14 protein-coding genes are annotated in these 20,107 nt (G+C 70.1%); 3 read left to right on the top strand and 11 right to left on the bottom strand.

The genetic code is table 11. The features are described 5' to 3' along the window. Nucleotides 1-100: 100 nt before the first annotated feature. The 4 genes from DA075_RS23540 to DA075_RS23525 form a co-directional block, all read right to left on the bottom strand. Nucleotides 101-328, bottom strand: a complete 228-nt coding sequence (locus DA075_RS23540; protein WP_099955286.1) for an AsnC family transcriptional regulator — start codon at nt 326-328, stop codon at nt 101-103. A 187-nt stretch (nt 329-515) separates the two neighbouring features. Then, entirely contained in the window at nt 516-728 is a 213-nt protein-coding gene (locus tag DA075_RS23535) for a cold-shock protein (protein WP_099955285.1), read from the bottom strand. A 229-nt stretch (nt 729-957) separates the two neighbouring features. Further along, nucleotides 958-1,164, bottom strand: a complete 207-nt coding sequence (locus DA075_RS23530) for a hypothetical protein (protein ID WP_099955284.1) — start codon at nt 1,162-1,164, stop codon at nt 958-960. 26 nt (nt 1,165-1,190) lie between these two features. Next, on the bottom strand, nt 1,191-1,556 hold the full coding sequence (locus tag DA075_RS23525) for a DUF6496 domain-containing protein (RefSeq protein ID WP_099956760.1): 366 nt from the start codon (nt 1,554-1,556) through the stop codon (nt 1,191-1,193). A 165-nt stretch (nt 1,557-1,721) separates the two neighbouring features. Here DA075_RS23525 and DA075_RS23520 point away from each other — a divergent pair, with 165 nt between their 5' ends. After that, nucleotides 1,722-2,108, top strand: coding sequence for a hypothetical protein (locus DA075_RS23520; RefSeq protein ID WP_099955283.1), 387 nt, complete (start codon nt 1,722-1,724; stop codon nt 2,106-2,108). Nucleotides 2,109-2,160: 52 nt separating this feature from the next. Here the strand turns inward: DA075_RS23520 and DA075_RS23515 are convergent, their stop codons facing one another. Continuing rightward, complete coding sequence (locus tag DA075_RS23515; RefSeq protein WP_048453142.1) at nt 2,161-2,382, bottom strand: hypothetical protein; 222 nt, start codon at nt 2,380-2,382, stop codon at nt 2,161-2,163. Nucleotides 2,383-2,520: 138 nt separating this feature from the next. Here DA075_RS23515 and DA075_RS23510 point away from each other — a divergent pair, with 138 nt between their 5' ends. Beyond that, nucleotides 2,521-3,093, top strand: coding sequence for a type 1 glutamine amidotransferase domain-containing protein (locus DA075_RS23510; RefSeq protein WP_099955282.1), 573 nt, complete (start codon nt 2,521-2,523; stop codon nt 3,091-3,093). 117 nt (nt 3,094-3,210) lie between these two features. Here DA075_RS23510 and DA075_RS23505 read toward each other — a convergent pair whose 3' ends face one another. The 3 genes from DA075_RS23505 to DA075_RS23495 all read right to left on the bottom strand — a co-directional run bounded on the left by DA075_RS23505 (nt 3,211) and on the right by DA075_RS23495 (nt 14,277). Then, nucleotides 3,211-11,610 carry an ExeM/NucH family extracellular endonuclease gene (locus DA075_RS23505; RefSeq protein WP_099955281.1) on the bottom strand — a complete coding sequence of 2,800 codons (8,400 nt, stop codon included), beginning with the start codon at nt 11,608-11,610 and terminating at the stop codon, nt 3,211-3,213. Nucleotides 11,611-12,312: 702 nt separating this feature from the next. Then, nucleotides 12,313-13,341 (bottom strand): TRAP transporter substrate-binding protein, encoded by a 1,029-nt coding sequence (locus tag DA075_RS23500; protein WP_099955280.1) that lies wholly within the window; start codon nt 13,339-13,341, stop codon nt 12,313-12,315. Nucleotides 13,342-13,416: 75 nt separating this feature from the next. Next, complete coding sequence (locus DA075_RS23495) at nt 13,417-14,277, bottom strand: HTD2 family dehydratase (protein ID WP_099956759.1); 861 nt, start codon at nt 14,275-14,277, stop codon at nt 13,417-13,419. Nucleotides 14,278-14,434: 157 nt separating this feature from the next. On the opposite strand from DA075_RS23495, the gene DA075_RS23490 reads away from it, so the two are divergent. Next, the gene (locus DA075_RS23490; protein WP_099955279.1) at nt 14,435-16,465 is read left to right on the top strand and encodes an elongation factor G; all 2,031 of its coding nucleotides are present in this window, start codon (nt 14,435-14,437) and stop codon (nt 16,463-16,465) included. A gap of 7 nt (nt 16,466-16,472) precedes the next feature. Here the strand turns inward: DA075_RS23490 and DA075_RS23485 are convergent, their stop codons facing one another. The 3 genes from DA075_RS23485 to DA075_RS23475 form a co-directional block, all read right to left on the bottom strand. Continuing rightward, nucleotides 16,473-17,507, bottom strand: coding sequence for a cation diffusion facilitator family transporter (locus DA075_RS23485; RefSeq protein WP_099955278.1), 1,035 nt, complete (start codon nt 17,505-17,507; stop codon nt 16,473-16,475). A 72-nt stretch (nt 17,508-17,579) separates the two neighbouring features. Then, nucleotides 17,580-18,398: an alpha/beta hydrolase gene (locus DA075_RS23480; protein ID WP_099955277.1), complete on the bottom strand. Its 819-nt coding sequence runs from the start codon at nt 18,396-18,398 to the stop codon at nt 17,580-17,582. Nucleotides 18,399-18,508: 110 nt separating this feature from the next. Then, nucleotides 18,509-19,858, bottom strand: coding sequence for a dicarboxylate/amino acid:cation symporter (locus tag DA075_RS23475; RefSeq protein WP_099955276.1), 1,350 nt, complete (start codon nt 19,856-19,858; stop codon nt 18,509-18,511). Between the last annotated feature and the right edge of the window lie 249 nt (nt 19,859-20,107).

The raw sequence follows: 20,107 nt of genomic DNA, 5'->3' as shown, positions 1-20,107 counted from the left end.
GGGGGCGTCCAGAATCCCGCGTCCAGACACGACAAAGGCGGGTCCGCGCTCTCGCGCGGCCCGCCTCGTACGGTGACGGCGGTCTGGAGGCCGCGAGGCCTCAGTGGGCTTCGCGCACGGCCACGGCGTTCGGCGTCAGGCCGAAGCGCTCAGCGAGATGCCAGCGCAACTCACGGGAGGAGTGATAGCCGTAGCTCTTGTCGATCAGGTGGCTGACGTCGATCGGGCGTCTGCCCTCGCCGAAGCGGCTGATCTGGTCGACATGGAAAGTGGTGCCGTCGTTGAAGACGGTCGGCGCGCCGTCGCGCCGGGTGAACTCGAACAACATGGATGTCTTTTCTTCTATCTTTGCGCCGCTCCTGAAGCGGAGCGACTGTGCGTGGCAGGCGGCCGGGACGGCCGCCGGCGGAGCGTGTGACGAGCCCGCAGGCTCACAACGCTCCAGTGCGGCCGAGGTTCCGTAACCTTAACGGGATTATCGTTAAGGCAACGTGAACCCGGGCCGGTGGCCGCCCTTAGGCGACCTGCAGGTTCACGGCCGACATCTTCGAGCTGTCACGCCGATCGGCCTGCAGCTCGTAAGAGACCTTCTGGCCCTCGACGAGGCCGCGCAGGCCAGCCCGCTCCACCGCGGAGATGTGGACGAAAACGTCCTTGCCCCCGTTGTCCGGCTGGATGAAGCCGAAGCCCTTCTGGTCGTTGAACCACTTGACAGTACCAGTATTCACGCGGTCGTCCTCGTCTCGTTAGAAGTCGCAATGGGCTGCCCTCATGGGCGAGAGCAGCACGGCGCGACGGCGCCAAAAGTTCGGGAGGGGGCTCGTGTTCGCAGGACCCTAAAGAGCCCATGCGAGGCGCAATGCCCGGGGCCGCCCGCCCGTTGCCGCTGAGACCCATGTAGGAACCCAGTCTGGCCGGAACAAGGCAGGCGCCTGAGATCGTCGCGCCGGCCGCGTGTCAGCGATTGGTGCGCCCGCGCTGGTTGGGGTCGATCCCGCCTTGCGGCGTGGTGTCGTTCGCCACGTCGCCCTCGTCGGTATTGGCCCCGGCGAGGTCCTCCGGATCGCCGCCGGACATCGTCATGCCCTTCGAGGTGCCGATGCCGGGATTGCCCTTCAGGTCGGCGTCGGTCGGCGTCGTGGTCTTGGGCTGCTTCGAGGTCATGCGGGTTCTCCTGTCGGGAAGCCCGCCTAACGGTTGAGGGCCTGCTCCAGTTCGCTCCGGGTCATGCGCGAGCGCCCCTTGATGTCGCGGTGCCTGGCCTCGTCGTAGAGGGCGGCGCGGGTCGCCTGGGACCGCGTGTCGCGCTCCTTGGCCCGGGTGCGGCGGAAATTCGACCGGTTGGCCGATGGGCTCTCCTGGTTCGAGGCGCCGGCCTCGCGCAACGCGATGGCGATGGCCTGCCGGCGGTCGGTCACCGGCTCGCCGTCCCGGCGCTCCAGCTCGCCCGCCTTGAACTCGTGCATCACCCGGGCAATCGTGCCCTTCTGGGCCCCCGTGGTCTTGGTTTCGGTGGTCTTGTTCTCTGCGGTCTTGGTGGTCTTGCGCGCGGCCATCGTCGTCATCCGCTCGTTCGGGCGCTGGGCGCCTGTTCCATGCGGAATCAACGCGGCCGATGCCGAGGCGTTTCGGGCCGTGCAGGCCGGGTGTGCGTGGAAACCCTGTCGCCTCCGGCAGATTGCTCCCATATACGGGCGATATCGTAAAGTGTCGGACGCTCCATGGCGGGTATCTCGGTTTCCCTCGAAGGTTCCAACATCCAGCTCTCGTTCCAGAAGGACGACCAGGCCACCGCCGTCATCATGGATGCGAGCGCGGCCCGTGCCCTCGTGCGCGCCGTGGGCCAGCTCCTCACAGTCATGCACGAGCCGGACGACGCCGACGCGGACGATCTCGGCGACGAGGATGCGGCGATGCTCGACGTGACCTCCCCGGCGATCGAGGTCGGCACCGACGAGCAGGGCCAGGCAGTGGTGGCGCTCCAGGCCGGCGGGCTGCCGCCGTTCCAGCTCCGCCTCACCGACGAGGAGGCGCGGCACGTCGCCACCTCGCTCAACGAGATCCTGAACGCCCCGCGGGACGTGCGCAGCTCGCATGGCGGGCATTGATGGCGGACACCGATACGGAAAGGGCGCCTCGTCGAGGCGCCCTTTCGTCGTCTTAGAACCGCGTGCCCGGGTTGGTCGGTCCGCCGGGCAGGTAGTCCGGCTCGGAGCCCGGCCCGGTCGGGTCGGTGATGCCCGGGTCGTTGACCGGGTAGGGCGAGCGCGGACCGGTCGGGCCGGTATCGGGCAGCTCGTCGGGGGCGACCGGGGGCGGGATGTCGCCGGGGATGCCGCCGCCGGGGGTCGGCTCGTGGCCGGGTAGGCCCGGATTGGCCATGGTCGTGCCTCCTCTCGGGTTGGGGGGTGTGATGGTTTAAACCGCCCGGCGTGCCGCAGTTCCGTCGCGGCAATTCCCCGGAACCCGCCTGACCCAGGGTCGTTGCCAGGGCATTCGAACCCCTCGGAGGACGATCCGATGCCCAGCATCACGCAGGCGAAAATTCTTATCATGGCCACCGACGGCTTCGAGCAGTCCGAGCTCGAAGTGCCGAAGGCGAAGCTCAGCGGGGCCGGCGCCCAGGTGACGGTGGCCGCACCCCGGTCGCGCCAGAAGCCGGACAGCATCCGCGGCTGGGACAAGACCGATTGGGGCCGCCCGGTGCCGGTCGATGCCGACATCGAGAGCATCGACGCCTCGGCCTATGATGCCCTGGTGCTTCCCGGCGGCCAGATCAACCCGGACAAGCTGCGCCTGGAGCCGAAGGCGCTGGAGATCCTGCGCAGCTTCCTCGGCAGCGGCAAGGTGGTCGCCGCGATCTGCCACGCGCCCTGGCTGCTGGTCGAGGTCGGCGCCGCCAAGGGCCGCAAGATGACGTCGTTCGCCTCGATCAAGACCGACGTGATCAATGCCGGCGCCGAGTGGCACGACCTGCCCGTGGTGACCGACAAGGGCATCGTGACGAGCCGCAACCCGGGCGATCTCGACGCCTTCTCGGCCAAGATCATCGAGGAGGTCCAGGAGGGCCGCCACGAACGCGCCGCGGCCTGACGGACGGCGATCGCCCGACACCCCATGAACGAGAACGGCCCGTGCGGCAGACGCCGCACGGGCCGTTCTCGTCGGGTCGCGACTCGGGTTCTGCCGAGTCGCCTTGTCGAAGGAGGCCTATCCGATTGTGCCGGCACCGAAGGTGGTGTCGCCGAAGGCGGAGCGGCCCTCCGTCGCGCCGTATTGCAGGTAGTGCTGCATCGGGTCGAGCTTGGCCTGCGCCACGTCGCCATAGGCCCCGAGATACGCCGTCGAGTCGAAGCCCTTCGACGGGTCGCGGCCCTCCTTCCAGCCATACTGGTCGTAGTGCATCAGCGGGTCGATCCCCGCCGCCTTCACGTCCCGGTAGGCGTCGAGATAGCCCTTGGTGTCGAACACCGCGTTCGGGTTGCGCCCCTCCTTCCAGCCATAGGTCTGGTAGTGCTCGTAGGCGAAGGCGAAGGGGTCCTTGCCGGAAGTCGTCGCGGCGCGGGCCACGTCGGCATAGGACAAGAGGTAGAACTCGGCGTCGAAGCCCGGATGCGCCGCCAGATCGCTGGTCTTGCCGATGGCGGCGTAGATTGGCCGGCCCTCGTCCTGGCCGTACTCGATATAGTGCTTGAGCGGGTCGATGCCGGCGGCCTTCACGTCCGGGTTGCGGGCGAGGTAGAGCTCGTTGTCGAAGGCGGCGGAGGGGTCGCGGCCCTCCTTCCAGCCGGCCCGGTCGTACTGATCGAGCGGGTTCTGGCCCGAGACGCGCACGGCCTGGTTGGCGGCGAGGTAGCCGGAGGTGGAGAAGAGCGCGTTCGGGTCGCGGCCTTCCTTCCAGCCATAGGTGGCGTAGTGGGTGTCGGCGTCCTGGCCGGCGGCGAGCACGTCCTTGTTGTTGGCGAGGTAGAACAGGTCGTCGACGAGCGGGGCGCCGTCGGCGGTGATCACCGTCGCGTCGGTGAATTGGTAGCGCTCGAAGCCGGTGACCCGGTCCTGGCCCTCCGGCCCGACGATCAGCGCATAGGCGCCGTCGCGGGTGACGGCGGTGTCGGCGAGCTTGGAGTTGAACACCAGGGTGTCGGTGCCGGTCGAGCCGTCGGCGTTGCGGCCGCCGAGCAGGATGTCGTTGCCGGGTGAGTTGGTGATCGTGTCGTTGCCGGCGCCGCCATTGACGACGTCGTCGTAGGCCGTGCCGGTCAGCGTGTCGTTGCCGCTCGTGCCGATGCGATTGACGCCGCGAGCCAGCACCGTGTCGCTGCGGGCGGCGAGGTTCTGGATCCGGGTGTCGCCGGCCGGATTGGTGTCGGCGGTGCCGTAGGGCGTGCTGGCGTAGAAGGCGCGCAGGTACTCGGCCATCGCGTCCTGCTCGGTGCCCTGGGCCGCGAAGGTCGCGGTGTTGGGCAGCGAGGCGCCGGGCGTGGCGGAGGCGAGCGCCACCTTGTTCTCGCCGTAGGCCGGGAACGGGTAGTTGTCGCCCCCCAAGCCCGGCGCGGTCGAGGTGCCGGTCGCCAGGAAATCGAGGGTGACGGTGCGGATGCCGCGGTTCGGGTCGCCGACGAGCTGGCCGTTCTGCACCAGCGTGTCGAGGATCCGGCCGTTCTCGTCGACGACCGCCGCGTTGAGGATGCGCTGGCCCTCGCGGGTGACGTTGCCGTTGGCGTCGAGGGTCTGGGCGGTCTTGGTGGTGTCGAAGGAGAAGCTGAGGCCCCCGATCTGCGGGAACTGGCCCGGGGTCGCCCCGGCGGCGGTGGCCGAGACGGCGTGCTCCAGGATCCGCTTCATCTCCAGCGCCGAGACCGTGGTGACGGCGAGCGCGTTGTTGAAGCGCAGCGAGTTGGTGACGTCGAGCTGCGAGATGTCGCCCGATTGCTTGCCGGCGGACGCGTTGGCGGCCGGTGGCAGCTCGGCGGTGCCGCCGCCGGCGGTCGAGAACGAGCCGATCGAGTCGCGGATGCCGCCGCCGTTCTTGATCGAGACCGCGACCGTCGGATCGTACTGCTTGGCGTACCAGAGGTTGGCGTCGGCGGAGAGGTCGCCGAGGTTGGTCTCCTCGGTGCGGACCTCGCCGCGGCGCCCTTCGAGATAGACGCCGGTGCGGCCGAGGATGTTGCCGTCCTGCTGGCGGATGATGTCGGCGACGCCGGCGGTCTCCTGGATGCCGTCGTTGTTGACGTCGAGGCCCTCGACCATTTCCTTGACGAGGTAGCCCTTGGTGCCGGGTGCGAAGGCAGCGTCCTTCGAGCCCCAGAGCTGCGTCACCGTGGTGTCGTCGACCGCGACCGCGCCCGAGTTCTGCGGCGTGACCGAGTCGCGGATGATGTTGCCCTGGTCGTCGAAGGTGACGGTCAGGCGGCCGACATAGGAGTACTCGGAGGCGGTGTTGACCAGCGCCAGGGTCTGGCCCGAGGCGTTGGTGAAGAATTGCGGGTAGGCGCCGCCCGAGACGTCGCCCGGCAGCAGCCGGTCGTTGGAGTCGGACAACAGGGTGTGCGAGCCGCCGCCGATCAGCACGTCGACGTTGCGCAGGAGCGGGGCCAGGGCCTGCTCGTTGGCGAGCTGCTGCAGGTGGGTGCCGACGATGACCTTGTTGAGGCCCGGATTGGCCGCCAGCACCCGGTCGACCTCGGCATTGATCTGCTGGGCGAGCAGCGCGATCTCGTCGCGGCCGGTGAAGCCGTCGAGGGTGACGTTGCCGAGCGTGGTCAGCAGCGGCTCGACCTGGGTGGTGGCGCCGATGAACGCGATCTTCTCGCCGTTCTCGGTGATGATCGTCGACTTGGCGATCTTGTCGGCGCCGGTGCCGGTCTGGGTCGAGGTCGGGCCGGTCTGGGCGAAGGTGGCGTTGTCGCCGTCAGCGTGGACGAGGCCCGAGAGGGCCGACTCTCGCGAAAAATTCAGGTTCGTCGAGAGGTAGGGGAACTGCGCCCCGACCCAGGTGTCGTCGGCCGCGCCCGGAGCCGAGCCCAGATTCGCGCCGATGATGTTGGCGACCTCGTTCGGCCCGGAATCGAACTCGTGATTGCCGAACACCGCCGCCTGGACGCCGATGATGTTCTGGATCGTGATGTCGGCCCGGCCCGGCGAGGCGGCGAGCCGGCTGTAGGCGTTGGCGCCCGACAGCCCGTAATATTGGTTGTAGATGCCGTTATAGGTGGCGTTCAGCTGCGGGTCGGCACCGGCGATGAAGAACGGGCTCGGGATCCAGCCGTCGCCGGTCGAGAGGGTGATCGAGTTCGGGGTCGCGTCCTCGAGCTTGTCGACGATCGCGGCGAAGTTCGGGGCCCGCTGGGTCGCCAGGAGGCCGGCCTCCCAATCGGAGGCGTGCAGGATCTGGAGCGTGTAGGTCATCGGGGCAGCCTGCTGGGTGGTGAAGTCGAGCTGGTCCTGCGCGAGTCCCGCGAAGGCGTTTCCGGCCGTGTCGGTGATGGCGCTCGTCGGCACGACGACGTCGTAGGCGGTCCCCGCCCTGAGGTCGGCGCTCGGGTCGATCGTCACGGTGTCGCCGGAGATGGTGACCTGCGCGGCGTCGCTGACCGCGATGGTGCGGGTGTCGCCCGCCCCGTCGGTGAGGGTGATCGCGCCGGTGCCGGCCTTCACCGCCTCGCTGAAGCGCAAGACGATGTTGGCACTGGGCGCGACCCCGGTGGCGTTGTCGGCCGGGGTGGCGGAGACCAGCGTCGGGGCGGTCTGGTCGAGCTTAAGCCCGACCAGGATCGGGTCGTGGTCGGATTCGCGCGCCGCGACCTGTCCGTCGAAGTACGAGGCCGGCCGGTTGAAATCGAGGTTGTAGTCGATCGCATCCGCCTCGTCGGCGTTGACGTGCCACTCGGTCACGCCGGTGACCTGCCCGTTCAGGCTGCCATTGGCGAAGGCGTGGTCGAGGGCGCCGTAGGCTCCGTCGAAGACGTAGGAATACGGGTCCGCGAGGCGGTCCTCGGCGAGGTTGGTGAAGCCCCCGGCCTTGATCGTGTCGAGGGCGTCCTCCTTGAGGTAGGCGTTGAAGTCGCCGAGCAGGATCACGTCGGAATCCGCCGTGCCGGTCGGCTTCGTCGCCACCCACTCGGTCAGCGCCTTGGCGGCGAGCTCGCGCTGTTGCTGCCAGTTGCCCTGGCCGTCGCCCTGGTCGGCATCGGCGCCGGTGCCGGTGCCGCTCTTCGACTTCAGGTGGTTTATGACCGCCGTGAAGTCCTCGCCGGTCGCGTTCTCCCGGAAGGTCACCGCCAGCGAGGCGCGGCTGGTATTCACCCCGTTGAAGAGGTGGCCGATCGTGCTCTGCTGCAGCAGAGCGGGGTCGAAGCGGGCGACGTCGCTGTCGTCGAGCTTCTCGATCGTGGTGTTGAGCGCGACGCTGACCTTGCTCGGCTTGTAGATGAAGCCGACCGCGATGGCGTCGCCGCCAAGGAACTGGCCCTGGTCGAGCTGGCTGCCAGGGTTGACATACGCGTAGGTGCCGGCGCCGGCCCGGGCGTTGAGCTGGCCGACGAGGTATTCCAGGGCATTGCCCGGGTTGCCCGGCTGGAACTCGTTCTCCAGCTCGGTGAGGCCGAGCACGTCGGCGCCGGTGCCGATCAGCGTGGTGACGAGCTTGTCGGTCTGGCGCGCCAGCTCCTCGCGCGTGTTGGCACCGCGCGGCTGCTGGCCGATCGCGGTCTGGGCGTTCGACGTGCTGGCGAGGGTCGTGAAATAGTTGAGGACGTTGAGGCTGCCGACCTTGAGCGTGCCCCCGACCGCGTCCGGCGTGCTCGGGCGCGGATTGGTCCTCGCGAAGCTGTTGTCGCCGTCGTCGATGGCCCGCACCCGGAAGGCGCCGCTCGGACCGTAGCCGAGCGTGCCGGTGAGCCCGGTCACGGTGTCGCCCATCCGCGGCGCGGTGGCGGTGGAGTAGGTCGGGCCGAAGCCGTCGAGGGTCTCGATCGGCAGGTTCTGCGCGTTCAGCCCGTCGTCGTAGGTGATCGAGCGGGCTGCCGTCTGGGCGAGGTAGGCGGCGTAGGCCTGGGAGTTCGGCTCGAACGCGTTGGTGAAGGTCTCGGGCCGGCCCCCGGCCGCGAGGCGGATCTCGTTGAAGCGGTCGAGGTTGAACTGCTCGGAGATCGTCAGGGTCTGGGGGAAGCGGACCAGCATCCCCTCGTAGCGCTCGAGATCCGGTTGCGCGGTGGCGCCGGTGCCGACCGTGCCGGCGGCCGGCAGCGTCACGTCGACACCTTGCGCCTTCACCTCGGCCGCCGAGAGGGCGCCGGCCTGCACGACCTGGATGCCGGAGGCGGCGTTCACCATGAGCTGCGTCTCGCCGTTGAACTCGGTGACCGTGCCGGTGACCCGGACCCGGTCGCCCTCGTAGACGTCGACCAGGCGGGTGCCGGTGCCCTCGTAGACGAACAGGCCCTCCGAGGTCAGCGGGTTCGCGTCCTGGTCGGCCTTCTCCTCCTGGAGGTAGAAGCCGCCGAGATTGCGCTTGGCGTCGCCGTCGCCGTTCTGGAAGTCTCCGACGACGATCGCCTCGACCGTGACGGTCTGGCCGACGAGCGGGCTGGCGCTGCCGGTGCCCTGCACCGCCGAGATCAAGGTGACGTCGTCGTTGAGGATGGTGCCGGTGGCGGTAGCGTTGCCGGCAGCCACCGCAACGGCGATGCCGGGCTGGCTCGACGTGGCGCTGCGCAGGGCCAGCGAGAAGGTCTCGTTCGGCTCCGGCGTCGCATCGCCCTGCACGGTGACGCTGACCAAAGCCGAGGCGGCGCCCGCCGGGATCGTGCCGGTGACCGTCAGTGGCAGGGCCGGGCTGCCGGCGAAGTCGGCGGCGTTCGCCGGGTTCGCGCCGCTGCCGGTGAGCTCGGCGGTGAAGCTGACCGCGCCGAGGGTGCCGTTCGTGCGCTGCACCGTGAAGCTGAAGGTGGTGGCGCCGCTGTCGCCCTCGGCCCGGCTGACGCTGAGCGAATCGGCCGCGAAGGAGATCTCCTGCGTCGCACCCTGGGCCAGGGCGGCGTAGAGCGTCGCGCCGCCATTCGCCACCTCGTTGGCCGAGACCACGAGGTCGGTGCCGGTCGGGTTGCGGTCGGCGGCGATGAAGGTCAGCACCTCCGGACCGAGATCCGAGGCCGAGCCGGCGAGCGGCGGCACGTAGGAGACGTAACTGGCGTTCGCCGGGTCGGTGACGTCGTAGACCAGGATGCCGCTCTGGCGCTCCAGGCCGACGAAGGCGTAGATGCGGCCGTTGACCGTGCCGACCGTGATGCCCTCGGGCTCCGGCCCCTTGTTGTCGGAGCGGTCGTCCGGCGTGTTGGCGACGGTCTGGTCGTTGTTGAACCGGTCGGGCGCGATCTGGGCGAAGATCTTCTCGAATTCGCCGCCGGTCTCGCGCACCTTGGTGATCGTGCCGTCCTGGTTCTGGCGGAAGATCGAGATGCCGCGGCCGCCGAGCGTCGTGAGGTGGTCGATCACCCCGTCGCCGTCGGTGTCGCCGGTGCGCAAGAGCACGTTGAGGCGGGCATAGGCCGGGTCGGCCTTCAGCGCCTGGAGGGCGGGGGTCAGGCGGCTGTTCGGGACCGCGCTCAAGCGAGCGACATCGCCGGTGTCGTCGGCCCCGCCGATGACCCGCTGGTCGCCCTCGTTCGCGGTGACGAAGTAGGTCGCCCCGCCGGTCGTGAACGAGGCGATGCTGTCGGGCTGGAGCAGGCCGTAGATCGGGGTACCGGATGGCGTCGCGGCGATCCGGATCGAGGGGCCGCCATTCGGCCCGTCGCGGTCGGAGGCGTCGAACTCGTTGCCGGAGAGCGAATGGTCGACCGCCCCGAGGGGCTGGATCGCGATCGGCGCCGTGCCGGGATTGGTCAGGTCGATCACCGCGACGCCGTTCACCTCTTGCAGGGTGACGTAGGCGAAGCGGTTGTCGGGCGAGATCGCGATGTATTCGGGCTCGATATCGGCGGCGGCCGTCTTGCCGGGCGAGATCGCGAGACCGCGGGCGCGCAACGTCGCCTCGGAGCCGTCCAGCCCCTCGAACCCGATCGTGGTGACGAGTGCGGCGCCCGCCGCCCCGCCCGAGACGTCGATGATCGAGACGCTGCCGACCGGGTTGCTGGCCTGGCTCGCCTGCTCACCCTCGTTGGCGACGAGGAGCCGGCTGCCGTCGCGGGTGAAGACCAGCTGGTCGGGCCCGACCCCGACGGCGAGCGAGCGCAGCAGCGTGCCGTCGGCGTTGAACAGGGCGACGCGGCCGGCCGCGTCCCCGGTCGCGTTGGCGTAGGCCACCGCCACGAGGCCGTTGAAGACCGCGACCGAGTTCACCGCGCCGTATTGCTCGAGGCCCGACAGCAGGATCTCGCCGGTCTTGCGAAGCGAGCCGGCGGAGTCGAGGGCGACGATCTCGATCCGGTTCTCGTTGGTGTTCTGGACGTAGAGCCGGCTGGTCGAGGCATCGTAGGCCACCACCTCGGCGTTCGGCGCGGCCTGCGTCGCCGGATCGTTGGTGGTGGCGTAGGCGCCGAGGCGCACGAGCTGGAGCGCGTTGGTGGCGGCCGGCGGTGTCGTGGCGGTCGCGCCGGAGACGCCCTGGAGCGAGGGGGCGGCGTCGAAGATCGCCGTGCCGTTGATCCGGGTGCCGGTGTCGTCGTTGACGATCGTGCCGGTGCCCTGGCCCTTGGCCACCGTGGCGCCCGAGACGTTGGCGACGCTCACCGTGAAGGTCTCGGTCGGCTCCACCACCGTGTCGCCGGCGATGTCGACCGCGAAGGTCGCGCTGGTCTGGCCCGCCGCGATGGTCTGCCGGGTGAGGCTGCGGGCGGTGTAGTCGCTGCCGGCCGTCGCGCTGCCATCCGCGGTGGCGATGTCGAAGGTGACGCCGCCGGCAGGCGCCGCACTGCTCAGCGACACCGTGAAGGTGAGCGGCTTCGTGCCCGCATCGCCCTCGGCCGTCTGGACGTCGTCGATCGAGAGGGCCGGCAGGGCTTGCGTGGAGTTCACCGTGAAGGCGTCGTAGCTGCCGGCGCCGATCCGGGTGGTGGCGTTCTGCGTCCAGGACGAGGCGGTGCCGACCGCCGCCAGGATCTGGTCGCGGGTGCCCGAGGTCGGGCCGGCGTAGCGGCCGTTGGCGGAGGGCAGGGCGACCGCATTCTGGCCGAGGGTCAGGCCCGGCGGCAGGGCCGAGGTGCTGGCATTGGTGGCATTCGGGGCGAAGGTCGTGCCGCCATCCGCGAAATTGATCGCGTAGAGAAAGGTCGGGCTCGTCGCCGCGCCCTGATAGGCCAGGATCTGGTCGCCCGAGGCGTTGAGCGCGAAGTTCTGCGCCGTGAAGACGGGCCAGTTGGTGCCGCCTGCCGTGCTGTCGGTGGTCGGGCGGATCACCGTGCCGGCGGCGAGCGCCGCCGGCGCCGTGTAGGTGTAGGTGCCCTCGCCGGTGCGGAAGGCATTGGTGCTGGAGTTCCAGCCGTTGTCGGTGAAGGTGATGGCCGTGCCGGCCTCGACGTCCCTGAGGACCACGAAGGCGAAGTCGTCCGGGTTGGTGGCATCGTAACCGACGATGGCGATGTCGCCGGCGGCAAGCGTCGTGGCCATGGGTTCCAGTGTCTCCGGGCGCGCGGGAACGGCGGCGGCGCGGGGACGCGCACCACCCTTCAGCGCGGGGCTGTTAGGTCTTGAGGAGGTCAGGGAGACGCGCAGCGGCCCAGGGCTCGCCGGCGATCAATCGACGTGTCGGACCGGGAAGGACGAGTCTGCCTTGTTACAGCATGTGTCGGACTGTGTTCGCTCTGTATGGGCGTTGTGCGACAGCGCTGTGAAGGTTGCTGCGAGGGCGGGCGGGGGCATCCTCGGGCGCGGGGGCAGACGTGGTTCTCGGACGCGGAGGCAGCGTCGAGCCGATTGTTTCCCGGCGCAGTATCGGAGCGGGAATTCTGAAAGCAAGCGGAGTTGATGTATCAATCAAGCATATCTGAAGTTCTCCGCCTCATCCCGGGGCCGCGTAGCGGAACCCGGGATCCATTGCCGCCGACGTTGCAGGATGAAGCGGACCACGTTCCGTTCTTTTCCAGAGCGTCAGCGGCGACGGGTCCCGGGTTCTCGCCTGCGGCGAGCTCCGGGATGACGTGGCGGGCATTGACTGTGTCGTGATGTGTTCTGTCGCAGGACCGACAGCGACGTGGTTTGTCCCGGGTTCCCGGCTTCCAAGCCCGGGACGAGCTCGGGACCGTCGACGGCAAAGCCTGTTCGGGGACGTGGGCGACACGTCCCCGTCAGCGCGTTCCAGGCGGCGGCCGCTTACTGCGTCCCGCCCTTCGCCTCCTTCTGGAACTCCTCGATCACGTCCTTGCCGACGCGCTTGGCCATGTCGGCGGTGACCGGCTCCAACGCCGCCTTCCAGGCCGCCTTCTCCTCGGCAGTCAGGGTGACGAAGGTGGTCTTGCCGGACTTCTTCATCTCCTCCAAGGCGTCGGCATTGTCCTTGTCGGCGACCTCGTTGGCGTAGGCACTCGCCTCCTTCATCGCCTTGTCGAGTTCCGTGCGGACATCCGCCGGCAGGCCGTCCCAGAACTTCTTGTTGGTGATGACGGCGTAGCCGATATAGCCGTGATCGGAGAGGGTGATGTATTTCTGCACCTCGTGGTGCTTCTGGGTGAACATGTTCGAGGGCGTGTTCTCCGAGCCGTCGACCACGCCGGTCTGCATGCCCTGGTAGACCTCCGAGAAGGCCATCACCTGCGGGATCGCGCCGAGCGCGCGGAACTGCGCCTCCAGCACCTTCGAGGATTGGATCCGCATCTTCAGCCCGCGGAAATCCGCGGGCATCCGCAGCGGCTTGTTGGCGCTCATCACCTTGAAGCCATTGTCCCAGTAGGCGAGCCCGGTGATGCCCTTCGACTGGAGCTTGTCGAACAGGCGCTTGCCCAGCGCCCCGTCGGTGACCCGGCGCAGGGCCGCCTTGTCGGGCAGGATGTAGGGCAGGTCGAAGACCTCGAACTCCTTGGCGCCGAGCGGCCCGAACTTCGCCAGCGACGGCGCCAGCATCTGCACTGCGCCGAGCTGCAGTGCCTCGACCTCCTCCTTGTCCTTGAACAGCTGCGAGTTCGGGTAGACCTCCACCTTCACCTTGCCGCTGGTGTACTTCTCCGCCAGCTCCTTGAACTTGTCGGCGCCGCGGCCCTTCGGCGTGTCGGGCGCGACCACGTGGCTGAACTTGATCACGATCGGCGCCTGGGCGAGGGCGGCGCCCGACAGGAGGAGCAGGGCGGTGCCGGCCGCGAGGGCGCGGCGGGTGAGCGCCCGGACGGGGTGGGATGGTGTCGGCATGGCGTTTCCTCAGGCTGTTCTTTGTTCGGCGGTGAACCTGACAGTTCGATCCCCCCGCCGCAATGCGCCGATCGCCTAACGCTCCGATGCCTCGGCCTCCGAGATTGCCTCGGCTTCCATGTGGACCGCGCCGCCGATCGCCGTCCAGCCGCGGAATCCTTCCGCCTCGCGCCGTCCCGCGACCGCAAAGCGGGATCCGGCGATCATCGGCGCGACGCCGCGGTAGCGGAACCGCGCCGGCACCCGGCCGAGGCGGGCGGCGGCGAGGTTGAGGAGCAGGCTCGCCTGCATCGGCCCGTGCACCACGAGGCCGGCATAGCCCTCGACCTGGGTGGCATAGGGGTGATCGTAGTGGAAGCGGTGGCCATTGAAGGTCATCGCCGAGTAGCGGAACAGCAGAACGGAATTGGCGTCGACCGACCACGCCGCCTCGTCCTCGGCGGGCGCCGGCATCGGCGGCGGCGCGGCGTCGCCCGGCCGGCTCGCCTCGCGGTAGACGATGTCCTGCCGGTCGCGGATCGCCGGGCCCCGCTCGGTCAGGTAGTCGTGCCGCACGGTGACGAAGCACAGCGTGCCGGTGCGACCTCGCTTCACCGCCACGTCGGCCACGGTCTCGCGCCGCACCACCCGGTCGCCGACGCGCAGGGGCGCCAGCGTCTCGACCTCGCCGCCGGCCCACATCCGCCGCGGCAGCGGCACCGGCGGCAGGAACCCGCCCTTCGCCGCGTGGCCGTCGGGGCCCAGCGCGTCGGCCGCCGGCGTCTCGGGGGCGAGGCACCAGTGCAGCGCCAGCGGCGCCTCGCCCTCCTGGACCGGGGCGAGGTGAGGGGCCAGCGTCGCCCGGTATTCGGCGACGAGCCGCGGCGTCACGAGGTCCTCGACCTCCCGGGTGCGGCCGATCCAGCCGCGCAAGTGGTCGATGTCGATCTCGGGCATCGGACGTTCCCCCATCTGGCGTGCCTCGCCCACGTCGGGGCCGGCCTCCATCACTCCTATATCGGCCCGCCTTCGCGCCTGCACACCTGCCGCCTGGACCCCGGCCCGGCCCGGTGCTTAACTCCCTGTCAACAAAGACTAAGGTGGGAGACGTCACGTGGCTGCGCAGCACAGGTGCATCGCGATCGTCGGTCCGTTCCAGAGCGGCAAGACCGCCCTGCTCGAGGCCATCCTCCATCGCACCGGCGCGATCGATCGCCCCGGGCGCGCCGGCTCCCGGGTCGGCGACACCTCGCCCGAGGCGCGGGCCCACGGCATGAGCGTGGAGCCGGCCTTCGCCACCACGCGCTTCCTCGATGAGGCCTTCACCTTCGTCGATTGCCCGGGCTCGATCGAGTTCGCCCACGACCTGCGGGCGGTGCTCCCGGCCTGCGACGCCGCGATCGTGGTCTGCGAGGCCGACGAGCGCAAGCTGCCGGCGCTCGAACTGACCCTGCGCGAGCTCGAGGCCGCTGGTCTCCCCCGCCTCCTCTTCATCAACAAGGCCGAGACCGCGCCGGGCTCGCTCCGCGACGCGCTCGCGCTGCTCCAGCCCGCCTCGCGGGTGCCGCTGCTGATGCGCCAGATCCCGCTCATTGAGGGCGAGGCGGCGGTCGGCTTCATCGATCTGGCGCTGGAGCGCGCCTTCATCTGGCGCGAGCAGGCCCAAAGCGAGGTGGTGGCGTTGCCGGACGGCGAGCTGCCGCGGGAGAAGGCCGAGCGCTACACGATGCTGGAGCGCCTCGCCGACCACGACGACGCGTTGATGGAGGACCTGATCGCCGACATCGAGCCGCAAGCCGACCGGGTCTTCGCCGACCTCGCCCGCGAGCTGCGCGAGGGCCAGGCGGTGTCGGTGCTGTTCGGCTCGGCCGAGCACGGCCACGGCGTCACCCGCCTGCTCAAGGCGCTCCGGCACGAGGCGCCGGGCCTGCCCGAGACCCGGGCACGCCTCGGCGTCGCCGGGGAGGGCGCGCCGCTCGTCCAGGTGATGAAGACCCTGCATACCGGCTTCGGCGGCAAGCTCTCGGTCGGGCGCGTGCTGCGCGGGACGATCCGCGAGGGGGACGCGGTGACGGGCTCGGGCGGCGGCAGCGCCCGGGTGGCGGGCCTGACCCAGCTCGCGGGCGCCGCCGGCAGCCGGGTGCCGGAGGTGCAGGCGGGCGAGGTCGCCGGCTTCGCCAAGCTCGACCCGATCGCCACCGCCGAGACCCTGGCGACCGGGTCCGAGGCGCCGGCCGCCCTCGCCACCCTGCCGGCACCCGAGCCGGTCCATGCCGTGGCGCTGCGGGTGCGCGACCGCAAGGACGACGTGCGCCTCTCGGCGGCGCTGGCGAAGCTCGCCGACGAGGATCCGGCGCTCATCGTCGAGCACCGCGCCGAGCTCGGCGACCTGCGCCTGTCCGGCCAGGGCGAGATGCACCTGCGGGTCGCGGTGGAGCGGCTGGCCTCGCGCTTCGGCATCGGGGTCGAGACCGAGGGGGCGCGGGTCGCCTACCGGGAGACGATCCGCGGCCCGGCCGAGGCGCGGGCGCGGCACAAGAAGCAGACCGGGGGCCACGGCCAGTTCGCCGACGTGGCTTTGGCGGTGCGGCCGCTGCCGCGGGGCGAGGGCTTCTCGTTCGAGGACGAGGTGGTCGGCGGCGCGGTGCCACGGCAATACATCGCCTCGGTCGAGGCCGGCGCCCGGGCCTTCACCGCCAAGGGGCCGCTCGGCTTCCCCGTCGTCGACATCGCCGTGACCCTGAAGGACGGGGCGGCGCACGCCGTCGATTCGTCGGACGCCGCCTTCCAGGCCGCGACGCGGCTCGCGCTGGAGGACGCCCTCGCCAAGGCCGGGCCGGTGCTGCTCGAACCCATCCTGGCCGTGTCGATGGCGGTGCCGAGCGGGGCCACCGCCCGGGCCACCGGCCTCGTCACCGCCCGCCGCGGCCAGATCCTCGGCTTCGACGCGCGCCCCGGCTGGTCCGGCTGGGACGTGGTCGAGGCGCTGATCCCCGAGGCCGAGATGACCGACCTGATCGTCGAACTGCGCTCGGCCACCGCCGGGGTCGGCACCTTCACCACCCGCTTCGACCACCGGGCCGAGCTGACCGGGCGCGCCGCGGATGCGGTGCTGTCCCGCCAGCCGGTGCGCAAGGCGGGGTGAGGGGGCTCTACACCACGTGGTCCGGCGCCAGCGCGCAGGCCGGGCCGCCGGCGAGTTCGACCTGAAGCGTCACGTGGGCGATGCCGAAGCGGCTCCGCAGGGCGGCAGCGCAGTCGTGCAGGAAGGCGTTGCCGGGATGGCCCTCGGGCATCACCAGATGGGCGGTCAGCGCCGTCTCGGTGGTGCTCATCGGCCAGACATGGAGGTCGTGGACCTCCGCCACGCCCGGCCGCTCGGCGAGGCAGCTGCGCACCGCCGCCGGGTCGATGCCCGGCGGCACGGCGTTCAGCGACAGCACGACGCTGTCGCGCAGCAGCCCCCAGGTGCCGGCGACGATCACCGCCACGATCACGAGGCTGGTCGCCGGGTCGATCCAGGTCCAGCCGGTTCCCATGATGACGAGGCCCGCCACCACGACGCCCGCCGAGACCGCGGCGTCGGCCAGCATGTGCAGGTAAGCGCCCCGCACGTTGAGGTCGTCCTTGCTGCCCGAGGCGAACAGCCAGGCGGTGACGCCGTTCACGGCGATGCCGATCAGCGCTACGATCGTCACGGTGAGCCCCGGGACCGGTGCCGGTTCGCTGAAGCGCTGCACCGCCTCCCAGGCGATGGCGCCGACCGCGACCAGCAGGAACATCGCGTTGAACAGGGCGGCCAGGATCGAGGACGAGCGCAGCCCGTAGGTGAACCGCGCCGTCGGCTGGCGCTGGCCGAGCGTCGCCGCCGCCCAGGCGACGACGAGGCCGAGCACGTCCGAGAGGTTGTGGCCGGCATCGGCCAGCAGCGCCACCGAATCGGTCAGGACGCCGTAGGCGCCCTCGATCAGCACGAAGCCGGTGTTCAGCGCGATGCCGATCGCGAAGGCGCGGCCGAAATTCGCCGGGGCGTGGACGTGACCCACCCCATGACCATGGCCCGCGCCGTGGTGGTGGCCGTGACCATGGCCATGTTCGTGGCCATGGTGGTCGTGCTCGCCATGGTCGTGCGCGTGGTCGTGATCTGGCCCATGCCCGCTCTCTGTCGCTCGCGCGGGCCGTTCCAGTCCGCGCCGTCACTCCGGCGCGGTAGCTTTAGGGCGGGACCCGCATCAGGGCGAGCCCCGGCGGGCGCCGCTTTACCGCGCGGCGAGCCGCAGCGCCGCCTCGGTCAGCGCCCCGTCGGGCCGGATCATCTGGTCGAGCACCGTGAAATGGTCGTCGCCGGGCAGCGGCAGCAGGTCGCCGGGCAGCCCGGTCCCGGCCCAGGCGGCCTGGTAGACCTGCGATTGCCGGCACAGCTCCGGCAGCTCGCCCGCCCCGTAGGCCACGGTGAGCGGCCCGGCCTTCGCCGGCAGGTGCCGGATCGGCGAGAGCGCGACGACCTCGTCCTCGGTAAGGTGCAGCGCGTCGTCGAGGGCGGTGCGCCGGATCGGCGCGAGGTCGAAGACGCCACTCAGTGCCAGCCCCGCATCGACCTCCGGGCAGGCCATGGCGAGCGCCGCGAGGTGACCGCCAGCCGACCAGCCCGAGACGACGAGGCGGGGCGGGTTCGCCTGGGCGCGCAGACCCGCGAGCGCGGCCGGGATCTCGGCGCAGAGCGCCGTCATCGTCGCCTCGGGGCAGAGGGTGTAGCCGATCATCGCCACGTCGAGGCCGCGGGCGAGGGGACCTTCGGCGAGCGCCGAAAAGCCCTGCCTGTCGTTGCGCTGCCAGTAGCCGCCATGGATGAAGGCCAGCAACGGCGCGTGCGGCCGGCCGCAGCGGAAAAGGTCGTAACGCTGCCGCGCGCCGTCGCCATACGGGAGGTCGAGTTCGCCCGGATGCGCCTCCCGGAAGGCGGCGCTGCGCTCCCGCAGGGCCGCCATGAAGGCGCTGCTGCCGGGAACCGCGCCGGAATTGTCGTAGGCCCTGCTCAGGGTCGCGCGGTCCATCCCGCGCCAGTCGCTGTCCGCCATCGTGCATCCTCCCGAAGCCAGGGCGGGACGATAACCTGGAAAACGGGAGGGGCGGCCCCGCGCCGCGCGCAGGGCCGCCCCCTTTTCTCGCTTGGGTCCCGGGAGGCGCCTTACTCCGCGGCCTGGAGAGCCGGGACCGGAACGACGTCTTCGAGCGGCAGCGGGTTGCCGTCGAGGGCGGCCTTCAGCCGGGCCTCGTCGACCTCACCCTCCCAGCGGGCGACCACGATGCAGGCCACCGCGTTGCCGATGAAGTTGGTCAGGGCCCGGCACTCCGACATGAAGCGGTCGATGCCGAGGATCAGCGCCATGCCGACGACCGGCACGGAGGGAACCACCGCCAGGGTCGCCGCGAGGGTGATGAACCCCGAGCCGGTGACGCCCGCCGCGCCCTTCGAGGACAGCATCGCGACGAGGAGCAGCAGGGCCTGCTCGCCGAGGCTGAGGGGCGTGTCCGTCGCCTGGGCGATGAACAGCGCCGCCATCGTCATGTAGATGTTGGTGCCGTCGAGGTTGAACGAGTAGCCGGTCGGGACGACGAGGCCGACGACGGGCTTCGAGCAGCCGGCGCGCTCCATCTTCTCGAGCAGCGAGGGCAGCGCCGACTCGGAGGACGAGGTGCCGAGCACCAGCAGCAGCTCCTCCTTGATGTAGCGGATCAGCTTGACGATCGAGAAGCCGTTGTAGCGGGCGACCGCGCCGAGCACGAGGAAGACGAAGATCGCCGAGGTCAGGTAGAACGCGCCGACCAGGTAGGCGAGGTTGGCGAGCGAGGCGATGCCGTACTTGCCGATGGTGAAGGCCATCGCGCCGAAGGCGCCGAGGGGGGCGACCTTCATGATGATGTTGACGACGCCGAAGATCGCCTCGGACAACACCTTGATGATGTCGAGCACCGGCTTGCCGCGGTCGCCCAGGAAGGCGAGGCCGAAGCCGAACAGGATCGAGAAGAACAGGACCTGCAGGATCTCGCCGCTGGAGAACGCCCCGACCGCCGTCGTCGGGATGATGTTCATCAGGAAGTCGGTGATCGACTGCGTCTTCGCCTTCTCGGCGTACATCGCGATCTGCTTGGGATCGAGCGACTTCGGGTCGATATGCATCCCTGCGCCCGGCTGGACGAGGTTCGCGATGATCAGCCCGACGATCAGCGCCAGCGTCGAGAAGGTCAGGAAGTAGAGGAGCGCCTTGCCGCCGACCCGGCCGACCTTCTCCAGGTTGGTCATGCCGGCGATGCCGGAGACCACGGTGAGGAAGATCACCGGGGCGATGATCATCTTGACGAGCTTGATGAAGGCGTCGCCGAGCGGCTTCATGTCGGCGCCGAGCTGCGGGTAGAAATGCCCGAGCGCGATGCCGATCGCGACGGCGATCAGCACCTGGAAGTAGAGGGTCTTGTAGATCGGCTTCGGGGCCGGCGGCGCGTGCGGCGCGGTCAGCGGGGACGGGATCGTAGCCATCGGACGTTCTCCCTTTATGGCTCGTTGCGGGACGGGCGACCGGCGCGGAAAGCGCTGACGCTCTTGCTATTGGCCTTGCGGCGGGATGACCTTGGGCTAAGCCTGCCGCATACCGGCAGGCTGCGGACGGACACGGAATGGCAACCGGCGTGCCAGCCGGGGCGAGTTCGAAATTTTTTGTTAAGTGCGCGCCAATAAAAGGTTTTTCAGAATGACGGAGGAGACGGCCCGGTGGAGCCTTCCGGCGCG

Origin of the sequence: Methylobacterium currus, assembly GCF_003058325.1 — a bacterium.
Taxonomy (GTDB): Bacteria; Pseudomonadota; Alphaproteobacteria; order Rhizobiales; family Beijerinckiaceae; genus Methylobacterium; species Methylobacterium currus.
The sequence above is the reverse complement of the archived record's forward strand: the minus strand, read 5'-3'. Positions and strand labels throughout refer to the sequence as shown.

Coding starts and splice junctions, on each gene's coding strand:
- DA075_RS23540 (WP_099955286.1), bottom strand. CDS start 328: ATGTTGTTCGAGTTCACCCGGCGCGACGGCGCGCCGACCGTCTTCAAC.
- DA075_RS23530 (WP_099955284.1), bottom strand. CDS start 1,164: ATGACCTCGAAGCAGCCCAAGACCACGACGCCGACCGACGCCGACCTG.
- DA075_RS23525 (WP_099956760.1), bottom strand. CDS start 1,556: ATGGCCGCGCGCAAGACCACCAAGACCGCAGAGAACAAGACCACCGAA.
- DA075_RS23520 (WP_099955283.1), top strand. CDS start 1,722: ATGGCGGGTATCTCGGTTTCCCTCGAAGGTTCCAACATCCAGCTCTCG.
- DA075_RS23515 (WP_048453142.1), bottom strand. CDS start 2,382: ATGGCCAATCCGGGCCTACCCGGCCACGAGCCGACCCCCGGCGGCGGC.
- DA075_RS23510 (WP_099955282.1), top strand. CDS start 2,521: ATGCCCAGCATCACGCAGGCGAAAATTCTTATCATGGCCACCGACGGC.
- DA075_RS23505 (WP_099955281.1), bottom strand. CDS start 11,610: ATGGCCACGACGCTTGCCGCCGGCGACATCGCCATCGTCGGTTACGAT.
- DA075_RS23500 (WP_099955280.1), bottom strand. CDS start 13,341: ATGCCGACACCATCCCACCCCGTCCGGGCGCTCACCCGCCGCGCCCTC.
- DA075_RS23495 (WP_099956759.1), bottom strand. CDS start 14,277: ATGCCCGAGATCGACATCGACCACTTGCGCGGCTGGATCGGCCGCACC.
- DA075_RS23480 (WP_099955277.1), bottom strand. CDS start 18,398: ATGGCGGACAGCGACTGGCGCGGGATGGACCGCGCGACCCTGAGCAGG.
- DA075_RS23475 (WP_099955276.1), bottom strand. CDS start 19,858: ATGGCTACGATCCCGTCCCCGCTGACCGCGCCGCACGCGCCGCCGGCC.